Origin of the sequence: Pedobacter sp., assembly GCF_037719805.1 — a bacterium.
Lineage (GTDB): Bacteria > Bacteroidota > Bacteroidia > Sphingobacteriales > Sphingobacteriaceae > Pedobacter.
In genome coordinates, this window is the sequence record NZ_JBBJLZ010000001.1 from 511,712 (window position 1) to 532,103 (window position 20,392).

General features: G+C 43.0%; 14 protein-coding genes. 4 read left to right on the top strand and 10 right to left on the bottom strand.

Annotated features, from left to right (window positions below; translation table 11 throughout):
- Nucleotides 1–3: 3 nt before the first annotated feature.
- Genes WKF66_RS02380 through WKF66_RS02410 form a run of 7 tightly spaced genes read right to left on the bottom strand, consistent with a single transcriptional unit; the run spans nt 4 to nt 10,753 of the window.
- The gene (locus WKF66_RS02380) at nt 4–1,377 is read right to left on the bottom strand and encodes an APC family permease (RefSeq protein WP_489672801.1); all 1,374 of its coding nucleotides are present in this window, start codon (nt 1,375–1,377) and stop codon (nt 4–6) included.
- Between the two features lie 9 nt (nt 1,378–1,386).
- Nucleotides 1,387–2,451, bottom strand: coding sequence for a mandelate racemase/muconate lactonizing enzyme family protein (locus tag WKF66_RS02385; RefSeq protein ID WP_489672802.1), 1,065 nt, complete (start codon nt 2,449–2,451; stop codon nt 1,387–1,389).
- Nucleotides 2,432–3,487, bottom strand: coding sequence for an N-acetyltransferase DgcN family protein (locus tag WKF66_RS02390; protein WP_489672803.1), 1,056 nt, complete (start codon nt 3,485–3,487; stop codon nt 2,432–2,434). Before WKF66_RS02390 ends, WKF66_RS02385 begins: the two co-directional genes overlap by 20 nt.
- Before the next feature lie 60 nt (nt 3,488–3,547).
- Nucleotides 3,548–5,137, bottom strand: a complete 1,590-nt coding sequence (locus WKF66_RS02395) for a serine hydrolase (protein ID WP_489672804.1) — start codon at nt 5,135–5,137, stop codon at nt 3,548–3,550.
- A 14-nt stretch (nt 5,138–5,151) separates the two neighbouring features.
- Nucleotides 5,152–5,955 carry a DUF4397 domain-containing protein gene (locus WKF66_RS02400; protein WP_489672805.1) on the bottom strand — a complete coding sequence of 268 codons (804 nt, stop codon included), beginning with the start codon at nt 5,953–5,955 and terminating at the stop codon, nt 5,152–5,154.
- Between the two features lie 21 nt (nt 5,956–5,976).
- Complete coding sequence (locus WKF66_RS02405) at nt 5,977–7,632, bottom strand: SusD/RagB family nutrient-binding outer membrane lipoprotein (protein ID WP_489672806.1); 1,656 nt, start codon at nt 7,630–7,632, stop codon at nt 5,977–5,979.
- 16 nt (nt 7,633–7,648) lie between these two features.
- On the bottom strand, nt 7,649–10,753 hold the full coding sequence (locus WKF66_RS02410; RefSeq protein ID WP_489672807.1) for a SusC/RagA family TonB-linked outer membrane protein: 3,105 nt from the start codon (nt 10,751–10,753) through the stop codon (nt 7,649–7,651).
- A 504-nt stretch (nt 10,754–11,257) separates the two neighbouring features.
- Here WKF66_RS02410 and WKF66_RS02415 point away from each other — a divergent pair.
- Together WKF66_RS02415 and WKF66_RS02420 are read left to right on the top strand one after the other, a co-directional pair.
- Nucleotides 11,258–15,067: a PVC-type heme-binding CxxCH protein gene (locus WKF66_RS02415; protein WP_489672808.1), complete on the top strand. Its 3,810-nt coding sequence runs from the start codon at nt 11,258–11,260 to the stop codon at nt 15,065–15,067.
- Nucleotides 15,068–15,182: 115 nt separating this feature from the next.
- The gene (locus tag WKF66_RS02420) at nt 15,183–16,562 is read left to right on the top strand and encodes a PAS domain-containing protein (RefSeq protein WP_489672809.1); all 1,380 of its coding nucleotides are present in this window, start codon (nt 15,183–15,185) and stop codon (nt 16,560–16,562) included.
- 19 nt (nt 16,563–16,581) lie between these two features.
- On the opposite strand, the gene WKF66_RS02425 is transcribed toward WKF66_RS02420, so the two are convergent.
- Complete coding sequence (locus WKF66_RS02425; protein ID WP_489672810.1) at nt 16,582–16,836, bottom strand: DUF3072 domain-containing protein; 255 nt, start codon at nt 16,834–16,836, stop codon at nt 16,582–16,584.
- A 73-nt stretch (nt 16,837–16,909) separates the two neighbouring features.
- Here WKF66_RS02425 and WKF66_RS02430 point away from each other — a divergent pair, with 73 nt between their 5' ends.
- On the top strand, nt 16,910–17,776 hold the full coding sequence (locus WKF66_RS02430) for an alpha/beta hydrolase (protein ID WP_489672811.1): 867 nt from the start codon (nt 16,910–16,912) through the stop codon (nt 17,774–17,776).
- 46 nt (nt 17,777–17,822) lie between these two features.
- Here the strand turns inward: WKF66_RS02430 and WKF66_RS02435 are convergent, their stop codons facing one another.
- Together WKF66_RS02435 and WKF66_RS02440 are read right to left on the bottom strand one after the other, a co-directional pair.
- A complete protein-coding gene (locus tag WKF66_RS02435; RefSeq protein ID WP_489672812.1) occupies nt 17,823–18,281 on the bottom strand; it encodes a MaoC family dehydratase in 459 nt (152 codons plus the stop codon).
- A 179-nt stretch (nt 18,282–18,460) separates the two neighbouring features.
- Nucleotides 18,461–19,525, bottom strand: coding sequence for a glycoside hydrolase family 43 protein (locus WKF66_RS02440; RefSeq protein WP_489672813.1), 1,065 nt, complete (start codon nt 19,523–19,525; stop codon nt 18,461–18,463).
- A 104-nt stretch (nt 19,526–19,629) separates the two neighbouring features.
- Between WKF66_RS02440 and WKF66_RS02445 the strand changes: the two genes are divergently transcribed.
- The gene (locus tag WKF66_RS02445; RefSeq protein ID WP_489672814.1) at nt 19,630–20,388 is read left to right on the top strand and encodes an MBL fold metallo-hydrolase; all 759 of its coding nucleotides are present in this window, start codon (nt 19,630–19,632) and stop codon (nt 20,386–20,388) included.
- The last annotated feature ends 4 nt before the right edge of the window (nt 20,389–20,392 follow it).

Genomic DNA, 20,392 nt, shown 5'->3' on the forward strand with positions numbered 1-20,392 from the left:
TTATTAATCTCTACCTTTTCTAAGGTAATACAGGTATACCGGCACGCCGGAAAAAATAAGTGTTAGCCCGATGAGGGCCTGTATTGGTTTCTGGACAATGGTAACACCTACCAGCGTAAGGCAGAACAATGCGAAAATAGCAGGGAGCACCGGATAACCAATTGCTTTGTAAGGACGATAGGCATTGGGCTCCTTGATACGCATCACGATCACGCCAACTGCAGTGGAACCGTAAAATATGAACGAGGCAAAAATGAGCAGGTCTGTCAACTGGTCGAAGTTGCCTGACCACAATAGCGCAACAGCCCATATACATTGCCACATGATCGCTTTCGATGGTGTTCGATAAATTGAGTGGATCTTACCGGTGCTTTTCAAGAAAAGCCCATCACGTGCCATGGCGAACAATATACGGGACGACATCAGGATGGTACTGTTGGTACAGGTAAAGGTGGTAAGCAAAATAAGGCTTGAAAGTACTACAGCACCAATATTTCCGCTTAGTATGCGCGCTACCTCTACCGCAGCGATCTGGTTAGCTGTGCCATGCATGGCGGCCAATTGTTCCACGGGCAAAACATACAGGTAAACTGAGTTAACAATCAGGTACAGCACAATAACAGCGATTGTACCAACGCCTAACGCTATAGGCAGGTTCTTTTGTGGGTTCTTGATCTCCTCACCAATATAGCCGATATTGTTCCAGCCCTCGTATCCCCAGAAGGCGCTAAGCGAGGCTGCAAAAAAAGCGGTAACCAGCTGCCAACCTTCAGGCGGATTCACTTCGTGCGAAAGATTACTTATGTTGCCTTGACCGGAGAAGAACACCGCAACTACCGAACCTAATATCACCATAATAATACCGACGATCAGGAAGTGGCTAAGCCGTTCGCCGAACACTACTCCCCGGTGGTTAACAAAACTAATCGTGATGATCAGCGTTGTTGCTAATATTTTGATACTCGCATTCTGGCCAACTGTCCCCAAACCCGGTATCGTGAGGCCTGGGAGCTTGACCAGCACGTTGAACGATTCTGAAAAGATGTAGGCCAGCGCCGCGATCGTTGCTGATTTCATCACAGTAAGGTTACCCCATCCGTAAAGGAAAGAAAAGAACTTACCATAAACTTTTTTAAAGTAAACATATTCACCACCGGAGCCAGGCATCATAGCCGTAAGTTCAGCGGTGCAAAGCGCACCGATCAGGCTTAATACACCGGCCACCACCCAACAGGTAAGAATCAGCTTTGGCGAACCCAGCGCTGCAGACATGGGTGCTATCTTTTTAAAGATGCCGGATCCGATGATAGCGCTTATCACCAATAAAACTGCCGGAAGGCGGGTTATAGTTCGTTTTAGTGATGGTTCTTCGGTCATAAAAAATTCTTATATAGAAGTGAGGCCCAGCCCCGGCAAATCGTTCGGGATCATATAGCCATCTTTAATGGTAAAGCCGTTTATCACTATATCTTCCGCCAGGTCGAGGCTGCCATCAAGGTCGATGTAGCGCGTGTGTGGACAGGCGAAGGCTGCATGCAGTGCAGCTGTTATGCTGATCATACTTTCATCATTACAACCCCAAAACAAACTGATCCGGGCTTGTGCGGCAATGGTAGCGATCTCGAATGCAGAGGTGATGCCCCCGCACTTCATTAACTTAATGTTGAATATACCGAACGCTTTTTGCCGTGCCAGCGTAAAAGCAGAACGGGTACTTTTAAGGGATTCGTCGGCAGCCAGTATGGCTCGCGTTTCCATCGGCAATTGCAGCAGATCGTTCTCCATACCGGGAAGGAAAGGCTGCTCGATCAGTTCGACCTGATGGCCTTCGGTCAGGCGGATAAACGTTTTCAGCTGGTCCATGTCATAACCGGTGTTGGCATCAACACGGATCATAAAATGGGCGCCGTATATTTCACGTAGCTTGATAATACGTTCGGCATCCAATTCGGCGTTACGACCAGTCTTTATTTTTAATGCACGGAAGCCACTTTCGTAGTATTCTTGTGCTTCTTCCAAAGTTTCGACCACATCTTTGATACCAATCGTTACCGAGGTTAGCATCTTTTTGTGACGGCGACCATAAAAGTTGAGCACCGAAATGCCCATCCACTGGCAGAAAGCATCGTGCAGCGCAATATCGATCGCAGCCTGCGTACCCGGATACTTTGAAAAAGCCTGACGATAGGTATGAATATGAGCCAAAAAACTACGTATGTCCTTACCTGCCAGTTGAGATACCAGGTCTGACTCTAAATTGGCCAGCGTATCGTCTGCCGATTCGCCTACCACTTCTACATCAGTGTTTGCCGCACCCATACCCCTGATGCCGTTCTCCAATTCCACTTCAAAAAACACGATCACGGCATTGTAGAATGTATTGCGCGCAATGGTATACGGTCTTTTGAGGGCCAGCAGTTTGCGGTAGGCTTTAACTGATCTTATCTTCATTCGTTTTTGTTCTTAATAGCGGAACGATGCTTGCGCAACCATCCTCTAAAGGCAATATAACCGGCACATCTAATTTAGCTGCATAGCTCTGCTGATAGGCACGCGCTTCTTCTAAAGTGCAGTGCTGTGTATTCAGCGCAACAGCGATCACTTGGGAGCCATACATGTTTATCAATTTGATCTCAGACTCCAGCGACGGTACTTTACCGAACGCTTCATGTTCATCAAAGTATTCTCTTTTTGGCGAATGTACCATGATTACCATCTTCGCATTACCTGATATCAGCATTTCTGATCCGCAAGGACCGCTCGGATTCCTCAAAGCGGCCTGCCCTTCAAGCAATATCACATCGGGCTGAGTTTCTTTATAACAGGTCAGTATGGCATTCTCCAATTCACCGCCAACAAAATCGTTCAACGTGGAATCAAATATAAAACCGTATTTGCCACCTTGCAGCCAGCCGGTTTGCCCGGTGTAGATCATTTGGGCGCTAATGCCTGCCAACTTGCAAGCCTCCACTATAAACATGGTCGTGGTGCGTTTGCCAAGCGCGCAATCGGTACCTAATACCGCTACAATTGGTATCTGCAAGTTGCGGACCTCGCCGGTCCAAAAGTGTAGATCTTTGCGTTGTTTAGGTCTGCGCACATCTAGAAGCTTAACATGATGCTGTTCGGCCAGCGCTACAATATCCTCCCGCTCAGCCAGATAATCGTGCAAGCCGTTAATGATCGAGACGCCATGCTTAATAGCCGTTCTTACCTGATCGATCATAGCCGGCGGAAATATTCCCCCTGTTGTGGCCACACCTACTACACAGTAGTTCGGTTTTAGGGCTAAGCCCTCTTCAATTGTTTTGAACACAGGAATATCACGATGTTTTCCATCTAGTACTTCACCTGCATCATTGCCGGCCTGCAATTCGTCCACTACGCCAACAATGCGGAAACGGTTACTTTCTCTAATAAGTCCGTGCGCTGTTTTAGCGTCGGGGGTGTTCAACAGGTCTCCTGTTAAAATGATAGCTGTTTCCATTTAAAATATTTTTCGTAAAGCACTGATGTCTTTCCGCAAACCCCTGTATCAACTTTACTGTTACTTCACCTTTTCGGAAACTGGCTTGAGTAGCAGTTCTCCCATATCCATATCAGAATCAGGATCAATGATTCTGAACTTTACCCGGTCTATACTGCTATCCGCATTCAGCGAAAAGGTAACATAACTATCAGCCTTCAAAAACTTATTACGAAAGGTAGCAATGAATGTATCGTGCTGAAAATGCTTTATATCGGCTACCAGATGTGTAAGTTGCTTGAACCGCATCACTACGCTGGTATCTTCTTTAGCGATGTTAACGTCACCATACATGGCATCTCGGTAATTACCCATGTACTTCTCAAGAGCCAGCGACGCCTTGGCACTAGTGTCGCGTTTTAGGAGATGCTTAGTTTGATCTTGGGCCAGCTTCTCCCTATTTATATCATACTGCTTTTTATAATTGCTAAGCCAATCGTAGGGTTTGTTCTGCATGTAATAATCAAGCACATGATAAATGATCGACCAGTATGCCGGTGTCGACTCTTGATTAGTAAATACTGAGATGCCTAAGTTTAATGCAGGCACCATAGCTACCTGTGACACAAAACCGCCTAAAGCACCACCATGACCCACAACCTTGTATTTGCCATAATTATAGGTTCGGAAGCCTAGTGCATAACCATAGAAGTCCATTTGCGCCGGTTTTAGGCCATCCGGTTGTTTGACTATCGGCATGGGCCGCACAATCCTCCACAACTGGTTAGTAGTTGAAGGTTCGAAAAGCTTGAGGTTAGTTGGCGTACGGCCTGAATCTAACTGCGTTATTAGCCATTTAGCCATGTCGGTAGCGTTGGTCATGATTCCGCCTGCCGGATTGCCTGCATCGCCAATGTTCAGGTCTGTCCACTCGTTATAAACCTGAACCTTTCCGTCTACTCGTTTATGTGAACCGGATACGTTCAGGGCATTCTTCACGGTCGAGAACCTGGATATGCTTTCGCTCATGCCTAGCTTATCAAATATGCGGGTTTTCACAAAATCTTCCCAGCTCATACCTGACCGGGCAGCCACTATCTCACCTGCGGCCATGTATAAGATATTGTCATAAGCATAAGTAGTCCTGAAATCGTACACCAGTGGTATGATCCTAAGTTTACCTAAGATTTCCTGGCGGGTAAATGCCGATGGCGGAAAATTCATCAGGTCGCCAACATACGCAGGTATACCACTGTGGTGAACCAACAGGTCGCGGATGGTAAGATGGGTAGTAACATAAGAATCCGACATGCGGAACCAAGGTAGGTGATCGATCACCGGGTCATCCCATTTGATCCTTCCATCTTCTACTAACATTGCCAAAGCTGTAGCTGTAAAAGCTTTAGAATTGGATGCGATGGAAAATAAAGTATGCGAATTCACCGGTAGAGGCTCGTTCAACTTTTTTACTCCATAGCCTTTAGCCAGCAGCACCTTCCCGTTCTGCACAATGGTCACGCTAGCGCCGGGCACCTCAAAAGCTTTGAGCACATTGCTGATGTAAGCATCCAGCTCTGGGGGAACTCTTGTTGGTTCTTTGCCTTGTGCAAAAGCAGAGGATACCAGCAAGAGGAATAAAGCGGTCAGTAAGAAGTTGCTAATATACTTCATTTGTAAAGTACCAGCTATCTTACAAGGTAGAACGAAACATATGGTCTTTGTGCAGCAGTTGTCTTGCCACTATAGCCCGTAGCAAATGCTGTATAGACCCGTCGTTCTAAAAGTGTGCTCGCACTTAAATAACTAGCTATAATGGTTGCGCTTGTTTTCGCTGCACCAGCCGGACGGATCTTCCAGGTTCTGGCTGCTGCGGATTTGGTCACAAATTCTGGACTGGCTTGCATAAAGCCGATATTGGCTGCCTTTAATGTATCTAAGCTCTGATCACCGACAGTGGCAGTTGCAGGACCGTAATAAAGATCTACAGCTGGCACGTTTGGTAGCAGATTAACAAAACGGTAACGTGCAAAGCTAGAGTCCGGCATAGCAAAGTTTTCCTCCACCAGTAGATTCTTTGTCGTTGCCAAGGTATCTGCAATATGTACCGAGTATTTCTTACCTGCAGCCAATTCTAAGGTAGTACTGTACAATACGATCGAGTCGGTTCCATTATCGACTTTTTTAGGCAGCACTACAGAAAGGTTGATGCTACCCGGATCTACTACAAGGAAATCGGGTTTTGAATCACCTCCTGTATTATAACCACCACCAGGGAATGGTGATCTTGAGGTAAGGAGACCACTGACACGCTTATCGTTTATTTTAAAGACAACAGACCGGTTATTAGCATACATGGAATTATAATTGATCTTTAAAAGGGTTTCGTTACCAGTCAGTTTTTCAACATCGCCGTAATCCAACACATTTTTTGTACAACCAGCTGCTGCAAGCACTACTGCACAAACTGCTATAATTGAAAACTTCTTCATTTTTAATCTTTTAAGTGTTTATTAATTCGGCAAGCTAAACCAAAGTTCTTTGGTCATGTAATCAAGATCCAATCCACCCCATTTAGCCAACTCCTCAGCGTTCCATACATACTCCGAGTTATAACGCGGTCTGAATCGGTAAGCGAATTTGCCTGAATTGTTGGTTGATAACTCTCCGGCCGTTAATTGGTAGTAAGTTTTGAAAATTGTTGGCGAGTAGTGATATTTTCTGAGATCGCACCATGTTTCCAAACTTGCCCAGCCCCACTGTGCAATGTATTTTTGCTGCATAATATCGGCCAGGGTAAGATCTGAGGCGTTTTTAGCGACTTCAGATGATGCGATGTAAGCATTATACTCTGCATCGCTGATAGCCGGATCAGGTGCAGTCGATGTACGTCCGTACTGGTTGAAAAAATCAAAGTGTGCACGGATGCCGTTAATATAAGACGTGTAAGCATTTGCCTTATTACCTTTGATAAACATGGCTTCCGACTTTACAAACTGTAGTTGACTATAAGTCATGATAGGATAACGTGCTCTGTCGGTAAAAATATAATGGCCGATCAAACCAGTTCCACCGGCTGGTATTGTCCCCAAAACAGTTGGAACGGTCACTGTTGCATTTCCCAAATTCGGCGTTATCGCCTGATAACCAAATGTATTAATATCCGGCTGTCCGGTAACTTTTACCACTGCTGGTGTAGCAGGCATCATACGGTACATGCGAGGATCAAGCGACGCAAATGTTAAAGAATTTACAAATATCGGTGTGCCAGCTGATGTTCCTCTTACACCGCCGGTCAATAATTTAAATATAGTTGTTGTTGGTCTGCCGTAGTAAGTAGTACTTGCAGTAAGATATCCCATTTGCACACCAAGCGGATTTGAATCGGCAGCAATAGATGCAGTGAAGCCTATGGTGGCATCTTCGGCTTCATTGGCAAGCGAAAGGTCAACATATTTGGCCACACTATCGGCATATTTTGCATTAAACTCAGGTTTGTTAACTAAGTGGCCGTACTGTAAAGCAAAAAGACCGTAAACAAACTTTCTCCATTTAGCCATATCGCCTTTGTAGATACCATCACCTGACGTGCCTGCCAAGGTTGCTGCATAGCTTACTGGGCTGGTCATATTACTGTATTTGATGGAAAGATTACCCCATTCTCTTACCTTAGCATAAACATCCGGTTGGTCCTGGTATTTAAACCTTAACTGCCCAACGGTAAAAGCCTCGTCTAAAATAATTGGTCCGTGCAGATCGGTTGTCATTTGGTAAGCCCATGCTTTGATAGCATAGCCAATAGCTGCATACTCATATTTCTGATTGGTGATAGCATCGTTGATCATGTTCTCCAGGTTAAGGCCCAGATCGGCATAGGTCATACGCCAGATTACGCCGCCCACATCACTTCCAACCGGGTAACCATGTTTTTCCCAGATCAAGGAAGCATTATCAGTTGATGTACCTCCCATATTCTGGTTTACTTTGTTAATCACACGACCGTCCTGCGCTGTACCGTTACTCATTTGGTAAATAATTGGCGGCAACAATAATTCAGCTTTTACCTGTTGCGGTACTGCCGGATTAGAGTTTATGTCCAGGTATTTTTTACAACCCGTTACGAAGAACAATGCTATAAAAGCGAACGAAATTTTATATAATTTTTGCATTTTATTTGTCGATTTTTTAAAGTCTAACTCTTAAACCTAAGTTAAAACCAATAGGCTTTCCTACATTTCCATAATCTATACCAAAACCACCTACACCACCAATAGCTGTTGAGTTAGAGTTGGTTTCCGGATCACTACCTGTGTAATTAGTAAGTAGCACTGCATCGGTAACAGTAACAAAGACACCCAGGCTTTTAATATATTTTATTTTAGCTATGGTCGCGGGTGGAAAGTCATAACCTAAAGTAACATCACGCAGCCTCAACGCCTTAATGTTTCTTTCCACGAACATTTCCGGCGATATGTTTGTGGTGTAATATTGTGGCGAATAATAAGGCGTAACGGCTATCGTGTTTCTGGTCGGGTTATCTGTATTTTGTAATCCGTCCTTCAATACACCTGTTATTATCCTTGGGGTTTCCCTGTCAAGTGTTTTAGTACTTGCTCCCCTGGCGAAGGCTTCGTATTCTGTACCATTAAGTACATCGCCGCCATAACGCAGATCCCACAAGAATGATAAATTCAAGCTTTTATAACGGAACCTATTGGTTAGACCAATGTTGAATTTAGGGGTTCGGTCACCAATGGGGTAATACAACGCATCAGTTGTTGTAGGCAAACCAGTTGTCGGGCTTAATAAAAGATCACCATTGCTATTACGCTCGAATCTGGTACCACTGATAGCTGTTGTGCTTGCACCAGGATGCACAGCGCTTCTAACACCAGTTAATATCCAGGTGTCAGAATCGTACAATTCAGGAAGTTCATCGGCAATAGAAAGAACCTTACCTCGGTTTAAACTAAAGTTTGCAGTAACATCCCATGCAAGGTTAGGTCTCTTTATGACCGATCCGATAACTTGCGATTCAAAACCGCGGTTAACCACGGTACCACCGTTTATGAGTTCCAAAATAAATCCACCACCGTAGCTTAAGCGTGGGTTAATGATTTGATCCACACTACGCAAATTGTAGTAGTCGAACTGTACACTTAAACGGTTATTGAAAAATTGCGTCTCGATACCTACTTCAAAATTTTTGGAGGTCTCAGGCTTTAGGTTAGGATTACCTGCGTAGTATGACAAGGCATAACCGCCACCTGTTGTTACAGCGCCAGCGTAGTTAGTACCCAACGAGTATTCTCTCCATGGTTCTTTACCTGTTAAAGCATAGGATACACTAAGTTTACCATAGTTAAACCAAGGCGCTTTTTCTTTAAAAAACGTCAATTCCGTGAAATTGAAAGCTGTACTCGCCGAAGGATAAGCGAAGAAAGGTCGGCTGCCTTCATAGTCAGTAGGACTCATTAATTTAGAAGCGCCATCTACACGGCCCGACAGAGTTACATAAAGCAAGGACTTGTATCCCAACACAGCCTGTCCAAATGCACCAACTGTACGATAACGGTTGATGTAATTAAGCACACGCTGGGTCGTTGGCAACGTATTGTTGATGCTATAAAAATCAGGATCATACATATTTTGCCCTTGTGCAGAATTGGTGGAAGAATTGAAATCGTTAAATGTAGCACCAAGTACATATGTAGCATTAAAATCACCTGTTTGTTGCTTGGCACTTGCAGTGAACGACCCGTTAAATATTCTATCTAACCTGTCGTATGTAAGCACCCTGCCGCCCGTTGGTGCAGCTGCACTACCAGATCCTCTGTACGATTGTGCATGGTAGGCTGACAATCCACTTGTTGCAGCAACGTCCGCACCTAGTATAGCATTTAGTTTAAGCCAGTTGATCGGCGTGAACTCGATGTTTCCGTTAGCAAATATACGGTTGGTCTTATCTACGTTTTTGTTTTTATTAACTTCCCATAGAGGGTTATCAAATTCCCCGTATATAGAGCTGGTATGCAAAAGCCTGTTACCATTAATATCTTGGTACTGAGTGATATCGTACGACGGATTGAACCTATATAAGGAGAGAAGAAAGCCGTTGGCACCCTTATTTACCTTATCGTTAGTGGTATTAATGTAGTTGAATGTAGTCGTTAGTTTTAATAATGGAGATACTACGGCCGTACCAGTTAAGCGCGATGACAACCTTTTGTAAGTTGTAGTTGGAACAGTACCTTTTGTATCGCTGTACTCGTTTGACCAACGGTAAGTAAATTTTTCGGTACCTCCGTCAACGCTTAAGTTATGCTTTTGCGTAAAACCGTCTTGGAAAAATGCATCAATATTGTCGTAAAGTTTCGTGCCGGGCAAGAAAACCGGACCATTGAAAATGGTTGACACCGGATTATAAACACCTACAGAACCTGAATTGTAAACAGTTTGCTGAGCCGGGAACTTATTTAAATGCTCCACCCGAAACGAATTATTATAGTTAATGGATGCGCTTCCGGCCTTACCTTTTTTAGTGGTAATTAAGATCGCACCGCTGGCGCCTGCACTACCGTATAGCGCAGTTGCTTCAGGGCCTTTTAATACGGTATAGCTTTCAATATCATTAGGGTTAATATCTATTGCCCTATTTGAAAAATCCTGATCGCGGTTAGCCGCACCACTGATCAGTTCTCGCGTCTGGTTAAGGGTAGTGTTATTGATAGGTACACCATCCATCACGATCAGCGCATTATTGTCACCGCTGAGAGACACGAAACCTCTTAAGACGATCTGGGCAGATGCACCCGGGTTACCATTTGTACTGTTAATCGTTAAACCCGGTACACGGCCTTGCAAACCGCCAAAGAAATCATTTCGCTGCGTCTCGCTTACCTCGTCACCTTTAACCGTAGGGGCCGAATAGCCAAGACTTCTTTTATCACGGGAAATGCCGTAAGCAGTAATTACAACATCTGTTAATGCTGTAGCATCCAACTTTAGGCTGATGCTTATGATCGATGCCTTGCTAACGGTAGCTTCCTGAGGCGCACTACCCACAAAGCTAAAAACAAGCACCTGGCCTTCACTTGCCTTAATGGCATATTTACCCGCGGAACTTGTAACAGTAACAACTTGCGTACCCTTGATCCGGACGGTAACCCCAGGCAGAGGACTACCGTCTTCGACGTCAGTGACCGTACCGGTAATCGTCCGTTGTTGGGCTATGGCCTGGGATGCAAGCAAAATGAGACCAAAAATGAAAGAGAATAATTGTTTTTGCATATATGGTTATTAGATTAATGAAGTTTTAAAATTAGAAAGCAGTTAGGGAACTATAATCATCAATAATGAATCACTTCTACATTTTTTTTCGATACAACTCGGAAGCAATAGTTGCTTCTTAAAAACATATCAATAGAATTTGTCCACTTTTTTATAAATATGTTGAAATAAATCTGAAAAATGCAAGTTTGTGCTTAATTATTTTAAAAACAGCAAAAAGTCGCATTTTAGAAGGTGGCAAACAACGCCTATATGAATGTTCACCCTATCGATATCGTAACCCATGAAAGATGCACCTGGTGCAGAGTGACGGTATGGATTAGCCTAACCGCTCGTTTCTTTGAATGGATAGATCTTAAATTAAAACGTAATATAGCCTTATGGAGAGAATGTAAGAGGCGGCCCGAGCCTTTCAACTTGTATATACAAATTTCCTTTCATGCTTGTTATATAGCTTGAAAATACTATATTTAGATACCAAATATAAACCTAATCGCGGGCGTCATGTTTAAGTATCTTCTATTAGTTATCTCTTTTTTCTCGATGTTCTTGTTTAATCCTAAGTTCTTTTTTCAAAGTGCAAGGAAGCAACCGGTAGAACTTAATGCGATTCAGGAAGCAACTACCGGAACAATCCTTGTTTTACGTTCAGATACCAAAGACACAGTATTAATACAGAATGTCGCAGAAAATTTCAGGCCTTATATTCATCCCATTACTGCTCCAGATGGTGGAGGTATATTAACCGAATTTAGCCCTGAGCACCATAAACACCAAACAGGACTGTACTGGGGACTAACAAGTGTAAATGGTCGAAATTATTTTGCTAATCCCGGGAAAGACTATTGGCAGCGTGTAGCTGCACGTGTCACGGAGAAATCGGGGATTGTAGTAAAATGGCAGACTGTATATAACCTTCTGGATGATAAGGGCAGTGTGATCATGACGGAAACTCAAAACTGGAGTGCTACACTGGATAATGACCGGTATCTACTTAATTTTGAATGGAAAGGAGAGGCAAAAGCGGACATCACTGTTGCTAAATACCCTTATGGTGGCCTTTTTTTGCGAATGCCTTGGAAACCAGGCATAAAGGGAGAGGTGATTAACGCTTCCAGACAGCGTGATCAAAAAGCAGAAGGACAACCCTCTACCTGGGTAGATGTAGGAATGCAGGTGAAGGGAAGAAGTGATATGGCTCACATCACTATATTAGATCATCCCGACAACAAGGGCTATCCCCAAAAATGGCGTGTTGACGAACAGTTTGGTGTTGGTCCCGTGCGTTCCCGGGATGCTGACTGGATGCTAAAAAAGGGAGAGACAGAAACCATTAAACATCAGTTGGTAGTTTATACCGGTGATTTCAATGATATCAAAATCAATAATACCTGGGCTAAATTTGCAGGTAAAGATCCATCCTGGGCCTCAGTAGATCTTTGGGCACTGGCCAAACAAGAAGGAATGGATGCTAAGTTCTTATCACCGGAGGAAGCGGTGAAAGCGATGACTTTGAAAGAAGGGTTTATGGCTAATGTGTATGCCGCCGAACCGATGATCACTCAGCCCATGGCGTTTTGCTGGGATGATAAAGGAAGGCTCTGGGTTGCAGAAAATAGGGATTATGAATCTCGCTCTTCAGGTTTTTCGAACGATGGAAATAGTAGGATACTCATACTTGAAGATACTAACCACGACGGTAAAGCGGATACTAAAAAGGTTTTTGCAGAAGGCATTCCGTTTCCTGCGGCAATGGCAGTAGGCTTCGATGGGGTTTTTGTAGGAGCGCCGCCGAATCTCCTCTTCATACCGGATCGCAACAATGATGATAAAGCGGATAAAGAAAAGATCGAAGTGCGGTTGACCGGTTGGGGAATCCGTGATAGACATGAAACCATGAACAGTTTTCATTGGGGTCCGGACGGATGGCTTTATGGTTGCCAGGGATTTGCAACGCCCTCCCGAATCCGTGAGCCTGTTGGAAAAGGGAAATTATATAGTCACAAAGAGCCTTTCCCTGATGACGAGATCTTAAAAGGAGAGGGAGTGGATATCAACGGAGGCGTTTGGCGCTACCATCCTATTAAGGACAAGTTTGAGGTAGTTGCACATGGTTTCAGCAACCCATGGGGGATAGATTTTGATGCCAATGGTCAGATTTTCATTACTGCTTGTGTTATCCCACATCTATGGTATGTGATCCCGGGAGGTATTTACCATCGGCAAGGCGGACAGCATTTTAATCCATATACCTACACAGATATCAGAACGATTGCAGATCATAGTCATCGTTCTGCACACGGAGGTGCCAGCATCTATCAGTCTGATGCCTTTCCACAGGAACAGAAAGGAAGGATCTTTATGGCTAATATTCATGAACACGCCATTTTAACCGATATCTTAAAACCTAAAGGCTCGGGGTTTACTGGCATGCATGGTGATGACCTCATGTCTGCTAATAATGCGCAATGGGTAGGCTTCAGCACTACCGTAGGCCCAGACGGTGACCTTTACGTGTTGGATTGGCATGATGCGGATATTTGCGGCGGTACTGTTTTACATAAAGAAACAGGACGTATTTTTCGTATTTCTCCTAAAGTTACACATGCCGAGAACTTCAAAAATAGGTATGTAGACCTCAATAAATTGGCTGACAAGGAACTAGTAAAAATGCAAACAAGTAAGAGCGACTGGCATTCCAGACGGGCGCGTCTTATCCTTCAAAATCGAGCTGCAAAGGGTAAGCTCAAAAAGGGAACCTTAAATGCATTACGTTTAATATTTAATACAAACGCAGTCCCTGCTTTTCGGTTACGGGCGATGTGGGGCCTTTATGTCTGCAATGGCATAACAAATAGTCAGCTTGTTAACTCCTTAAACGATAAAAACGAGTATGTACGCGGCTGGGCTATTCAGTTTTTGGGACAAGATACTCCCGCAGACGATGCTGTAATTACCAAATTTGAGCAGATGGCAAAAGATGAAACCTCTGCAGTGGTTCGCTTGTACCTTAGCGTCGCTTTGCAGCGCATTACTTTAGATAGACGCTGGAATCTTGCTGAAAACTTGATAAAACATGGCGAAGATGAACATGATCACAACCTTCCTAAAATGCTATGGTTTGGAATTGAGCCTCTGGTTGCTAAAGATGCTAGACGTGCGCTTGAAGTAGCGTCCCGTGGAAAGTTAAGCATGATAAAGAAGTTTACTGCCCGGCGTGCTGTTGATGCTGAAGCCACAAATGCATTGGTAACCTGGCTTGGCAATCAAAACATAGTCGACACGGCAATGTTGGCAGGAATGCGGGATGGCTTAGAAGGAAGAACAGATCTGAAAACACCGGCGGATTGGAGAACTACCTATTTGAAACTTCAAAAGCAGGGTGATAGAAATAAGGTTTTGTCCCTGGAAATTGCACAGTATTTTGGCGACACAGAAGCAGCCAGCCATTATTTTACTACCCTTCGCAATAAGGCTGCAAATACAAATGAAAGGCAAAAAGCACTGGTGGCCTTATCCTCACAACAAAGGAGCGAGCTGTTGACTGATTTGCCGGCTTTGCTGGATGATAATTCGTTGCGGACTCACGTGATCAGGGCTATCGCTAATTTCGACGACGAGAAAGTGTCGCAGGTGTTGCTAAACAAGTACCCCAAATTTTCAGAGAAAGACAAAGCCGCAGCCATTGAAACGCTTGCATCCAGATCAAAATCAGGTTGGCTGCTTGCACAAGCCATCAAAAATAAGACGATAGAAAAACGTGACGTTCCCGCAAGTGTCGCCCGACAATTAAGAAGAGTGGTAGGCAGTGGGTTTGTAGAGATCTGGGGGCCAATTGATCAGTTACCTTCCAATGAACTGGCCTATAAAAAGTATTCTGAATTACTTAGTCCTAAGAATCTCAATAATGCTAACCTAAATAAAGGTCAGCTTCTCTTCAATCGAACATGTGGTAGCTGCCATAAGATGTATGGCGAGGGTGGCATAATTGGTCCTGATCTCACAGGTTCTAATCGATCCAAAATCAATTACCTGCTGTTTAATGTTTTAGAACCGAGTGGTGAAATACAAGATGACTATAAACTTGTGGTGATTACTTCCCGGGATGGACGTACCTATTCTGGCAATATCATTGCTGAGAATGACCGTCAGGTTACTATGCGTATAGTCGGACAGGAAGCAGTCGTCATAAATAAATCGAATATACAATCGCGGGAAGTAATGCCTGTTTCGATGATGCCAAATGGATTGTTTGAAGCCTTGACAAATGCCGAGGTAGTGGATTTAGTTGGATACCTAAGCCGCTCAAAGTAAATCAATGAAGTTTATTCCAGTCTTCCCGCCCGTTTAGCGATAATTAAAAAGCATATGCGGTTGTAAAATCCATACGACATTTATTTTCTGTATATTAAACAATTATATATAGAATATGACTGAGCCTGAAAAGGACCAAAATACCTCCGACAATGTGGGAACTCCAAAGTTCGAGCAGCAACAGGTTAATTACCAGCAAAGGAAAGCCGAAATATTAAAAAGCTTTACCGATGCATATCTTGAGTTAGATCTTAACTCTGTAGTAACGTATTATAATAAGGAGGCAGAGCGGATACTATCAATGCCGGAGACTGCCGTTTTAGGGGAGAACTTTTGGGAAGTCTTAGCAGATGTTTTACCACAAAGGTTTGCAACAGAGTTTCGTACAGCAAGGGACACTCACACGACAGTAACATTCGAAGAAATTCTTATACCAAATAAAACGTGGTTAGATGTTTCTGTTTTCCCATCAGGAAGCGGACTTTCAGTTTATTTTAAAGATATCACAGAGCGTAAACTCGCAGTCGAACAATTGCAGGCTGAACGAAGGAAATATAATGACCTGTTTAATAGGAGCCCCCTACCGCAGTGGGTATACGAATTAGGCACTTTTAAGTTCTTAGATGTAAATGAAGCTGCAATTATCCACTACGGTTATAGTAGAGCAGAGTTCTTAAGTATGACGATTAAAGATATCCGAAGGGAAGTCGATATACCAATTTTAACCGCAATTTCTAATAAGCTAAAAGCAGGTCGGTTTAGTAAAAGTACTGTTAAGCATCAAAAAAAGAACGGAGAGGTCATCACAGTTTGTGTAGAAGGTAATTCTTTGAGCTTTGGAGATAAAGATGCACGCCTGGTAATGGCGATCGACCGCACAATTGAAATAGAAAGCGCAGAGGCATTGAAGGAAAGTGTTAACCGGTACAATGTAGTGTCAAAAGCCACAAGTGATGCAATTTGGGATTGGAATATGCTAACTGGTGAAATCGTCTGGAATCAGGGCATTAAAAGCATATTTGGTTATCCACAGGCGTCGTACACAGATAAATGGTGGCAAAAGCATGTTCATCCGGAGGATTTAGATGTGGTGCTGACCAATTACGATTCGCTAAGAAAAAACAAAAAGAACCGTTTAAAAATAGAGTATCGTTTCCAATGCGCGGATGGCTCATATCGTTTTGTACTGGATAGGGCATTTATTACCTTTAATAAGGAGGGAATACCTGTCCGTGGAATAGGTTCAATGCAAGATATATCGGAACAGAAAAAAACGCTGGATATTCTGGAAAGGCAAAATGAGAGACTAAGTCAAATTGCTTGGATACAGTCCAATAAAGTTAAGAATCCTTTAGTTAAAATGTTGGGTGTCATTTCACTTATGTCTATAAGTGAAGGCGACTTAACCTCTATAAACGAAATGGTTCCCTTGTTAAAGCAATTGACTAGTGAATTGGACTTAGCATTAAAGGAGATCGCAGAGAAATCAAGCTAGTTTAACTTATAAACTAGTTTTATAGTCCACGGCCAGTCTTATGCTGTAGCTCATCTATTCGTTTTGAAGCTTCCGACTTATTTAATGTTTCATCAAACTCCTCCTTCGCTTCATCAGACAATGTCTTCAAATAGGAATGTTGCGCACCCGTCATTGGCTCATCTCCAGTTGTCCATTCATCTGGATCTTTGATAGTATTTGAACCTTTTAATTCTGTGTTACTTGTTTCTTCATTTGACTGTTCGTCGAACAGCTCCTCGTCTTGGTTAGCCATATGTTTTCTATGTAGTAAATTCAGATTATGAACAGATATAGCTATTAATTGTTCTATTTATTATATTAGCAGTATGTTCAAGCACCAGTTAAATTTAGCCAGCCTTGCTCGGCAAATTCTATTTATTCTTTTAGTCGCTGCTGCGGCTCCTTCATTCGGACAACAGGAATACACTACGGTTAATAATATTAGTTACTACCCAGATTCTGTTAGCGCTAAGGATAGTTATATAAAATCACAATGCGTTTTAAATTTTTACTATCCCAAAGGACTAAAGAACTATGCAACAATAGTCTGGTTCCATGGGGGAGGTCTTACCGGTGGTGGAAAGGAAATTCCAAAAGCACTAATGGATAAAGGATTTGCCGTTATTGGAGTTGGTTACAGATTGTCTCCAAAAGCGAAGGCACCAGCTTATATCAATGATGCTGCTGCTGCGGTTGCCTGGGCCTTTAAACATGTTGCTGAGTATGGCGGAAGTTCCGATCTGTTATTCGTATCGGGGCATTCAGCAGGCGGATATCTGGGCATGATGTTAGCTTTTGATAAAAAGTACCTAAGTAAATATCAAATCGATGCCAATAAGATTGCTGGACTAATTCCGTTTAGCGGGCAAGCAATCACTCATTTTACTATTAGGAATGAACGCGGAATCAAAGATACCCAGCCTTTGATTGATGACTATGCGCCGCTCTACTTTGTACGAGAAGACGCTCCGCGTACACTGTTGATTACTGGCGACAGGGAGATGGAAATGCTAGGCCGCTATGAAGAGAACGCCTATCTGTTGAGGATGCTCAAGTTAACAGGCCATAAACGAAGCAGGCTGTTTGAGTTGCAAGGTTTCGATCATGGTGGTATGGCTGAGCCTGCCTTTCCCTTGCTAGTGAAAGAAGTAAGGGCCATAACCAAAGAGATTATGGCTCAGGCAAAAAAGTAACCTGATACAAGAACCAGAGCCGTCAAGGTAATTCCAGATGCCGTACTTAAATAAAATGATACAAAAACACTACGTCGCCTGTATAAGCTGGTTTCTTTTGATCTTTGATATTTAGTGTCGCCTCAATGACAACTTTAGTCGTGCCTCGCAGGTTAGCTATTGATTTAAGCTTGGCCTTCAACTGCACTTCACTGTCTACTAAAACGGGCTGACCAAACTTAAAATTCTCAATCCCGTAATTAATTTCCATTTTGATATTACGGACGTCTGCAATCTGTTTCCACAAATAAGGAATTAATGATAATGTTAAATAACCGTGAGCAATGGTGGCTTTAAATGGTCCTTCACGTTCTGCCTTTTCTTTGTCGACATGGATCCATTGATGGTCCAGAGTTGCATCAGCAAATTGATTAATTTGATTCTGGTCAATCGTATGCCATTGCGAAACACCAATTTCTTTTCCTAAATGCGACTCGTACTCTTCAAAGTTATTTATTTCAATCATTTTCTTTATTAAGTTAAACTAAGCTCTTTGCCGGAGCAACAAAATTCAATCCAAATTCCTGTTCTGTATTTTCCGGCTAATCTGTCTAAAAGTAAAAAAAGACAGCATAATTCCCTGCTAGCCGTTACGTTTATTTTAAAATTAGTTTCATTGTCTTGATCACAGCTAAAAGAATTTATCTAATTCGAACCAGGGAAAGCTTTCCTTAAGGCTTCCGCCTCCGCAGCTGTGAGTTTAGAAACGCTTCCATGGCGGGCGTCGGGAGGGATAGAGATGTTCTTTTCTATTTCCCAATTTATCAGGTTTTTTGATATGGAGATCCCATACTTATCGGCCATTGGATAATCATATAGTAAAAGCCATCCTTTTGATAAAGGGTCTCTCATTACGCTTGGGCCTTCCGTTATGGTTGGCGCAATCTGGCCCTTGTTCAATGGGCCACTGTAATTTTGATAGGGACCATCAATCTTATTTGAAGTGGCTACCCTGATCCCTCTGCGTTCTCCTGTTTTTACGCCAAATTCTTCTTCCTTATGAAATAAGTAAAATGTTTTGCCATTCTTTATCAGCGTACCATCAATTACGGAGTAGGGTGGACTGAAGAGAACTTTTGCCGTGGTAAAGGTTTTCCAATCTTTGGTTTTAGAATACCAAAGCCGACTTTTCTTCCAGCCTGTATCTTCAAATGTAGAAGACCAAAAGAGCGTGTATTCTTTTGCAGTCTCATCATAATAAAATTCTGGTGCCCAGATGTTATTCACCAGTGCGCCAGTTTCATTTCTCACATCCTTCATTAAATAAAGCGATTGTTCAAACTGCCAATGAATCAGATCTTTTGACGTTGCAAAGGTGCAGCTAGGTCCGTGTTTTCTGCCCGCTTCAGCATCACCGCTTCCTCCTGTTGCAATCAAGCGCCACAATCCGTCTGGTCCCCGATGAATGAATTGATCGCGAACAAATTGATCCCAGACAGGTTTATTATTGTTCAAAGGAGTCCAGTGCCTACCGTCTGTAGACAGTGCTATATGCAGTTTTGCAATCAGCATTGGGTCTGGAAGAGGAACCTCTATCGTCTCTCCTTTTGCGTTTATCTCTATTCTTGTCGGATAGCGCTGGCGGAAATAAGTTAACATCCAGACTTCTTTACTGCTGTTACCCGACTGTGAATATGCAGGTCCAAAGCTTGTAAGGACTGTAACAAGTAGTAAAAATGTTAGAAAAGGCTGTACTGTTAATCTGGTCATATTAAGTTGTAAAAAAACTCTTATCTCGTATTATTAATCACCGCAGCAAACATTCATTGCATAGGATGGTATATAAATATACATTTAGTATTAAATAAACTATCATGAAACTGAAACTCGCTTTTTTATTATTATTATCGATAGGTATGTCAGCAAGCCAGGCACAAATGGTTACTGCTGATAAAGAAAAGGTTAAAGGTGGGGAACTTACCATTCAGCCAATCACACATGCAACTTTAGTCCTCACTTATCAAAAAAAGAATATCTATGTGGATCCTACAGGCGGAGCCGAAGCTTTCAAAGGTCTGGTTGCACCCGATATCATTTTGATAACCGATATCCATGGTGATCATTTTGATCCGAAAACGCTGGAAGCTGTTAATACCAGCAAGGCTGTAATTATCCTACCACAGGCAGTAGCTGATCTGCTGCCAGCAACTATGGATAAGCAGAAATTGGTGATCTTGAAAAATGGAGATAAGAGCATGCAGTCGGGCATGTCTGTAACAGCGGTCCCAATGTATAATCTACCCGAAGCTCCGAATGCAAAGAACCATACCAAAGGAAGAGGCAACGGCTATATTTTGGTAATTGGCGGTAAAACAATTTATATCTCCGGAGATACTGCGGACACCCCGGAAATGCGTGCTTTAACAAACATTGATATTGCATTCGTTTGCATGAACTTACCATATACTATGGACGTGAACTCTGCGGCACAGGGTGTTTTGGCTTTCAAACCTAAAGTTGTGTATCCATACCACTACCGCGGACAAGATGTAGACAAATTCAAGAGCTTAATAAATACTGGCGATAAAACTATCGAAGTCAGGCTTAAGAACTGGTATCCTGACGCAAAATAGCCTG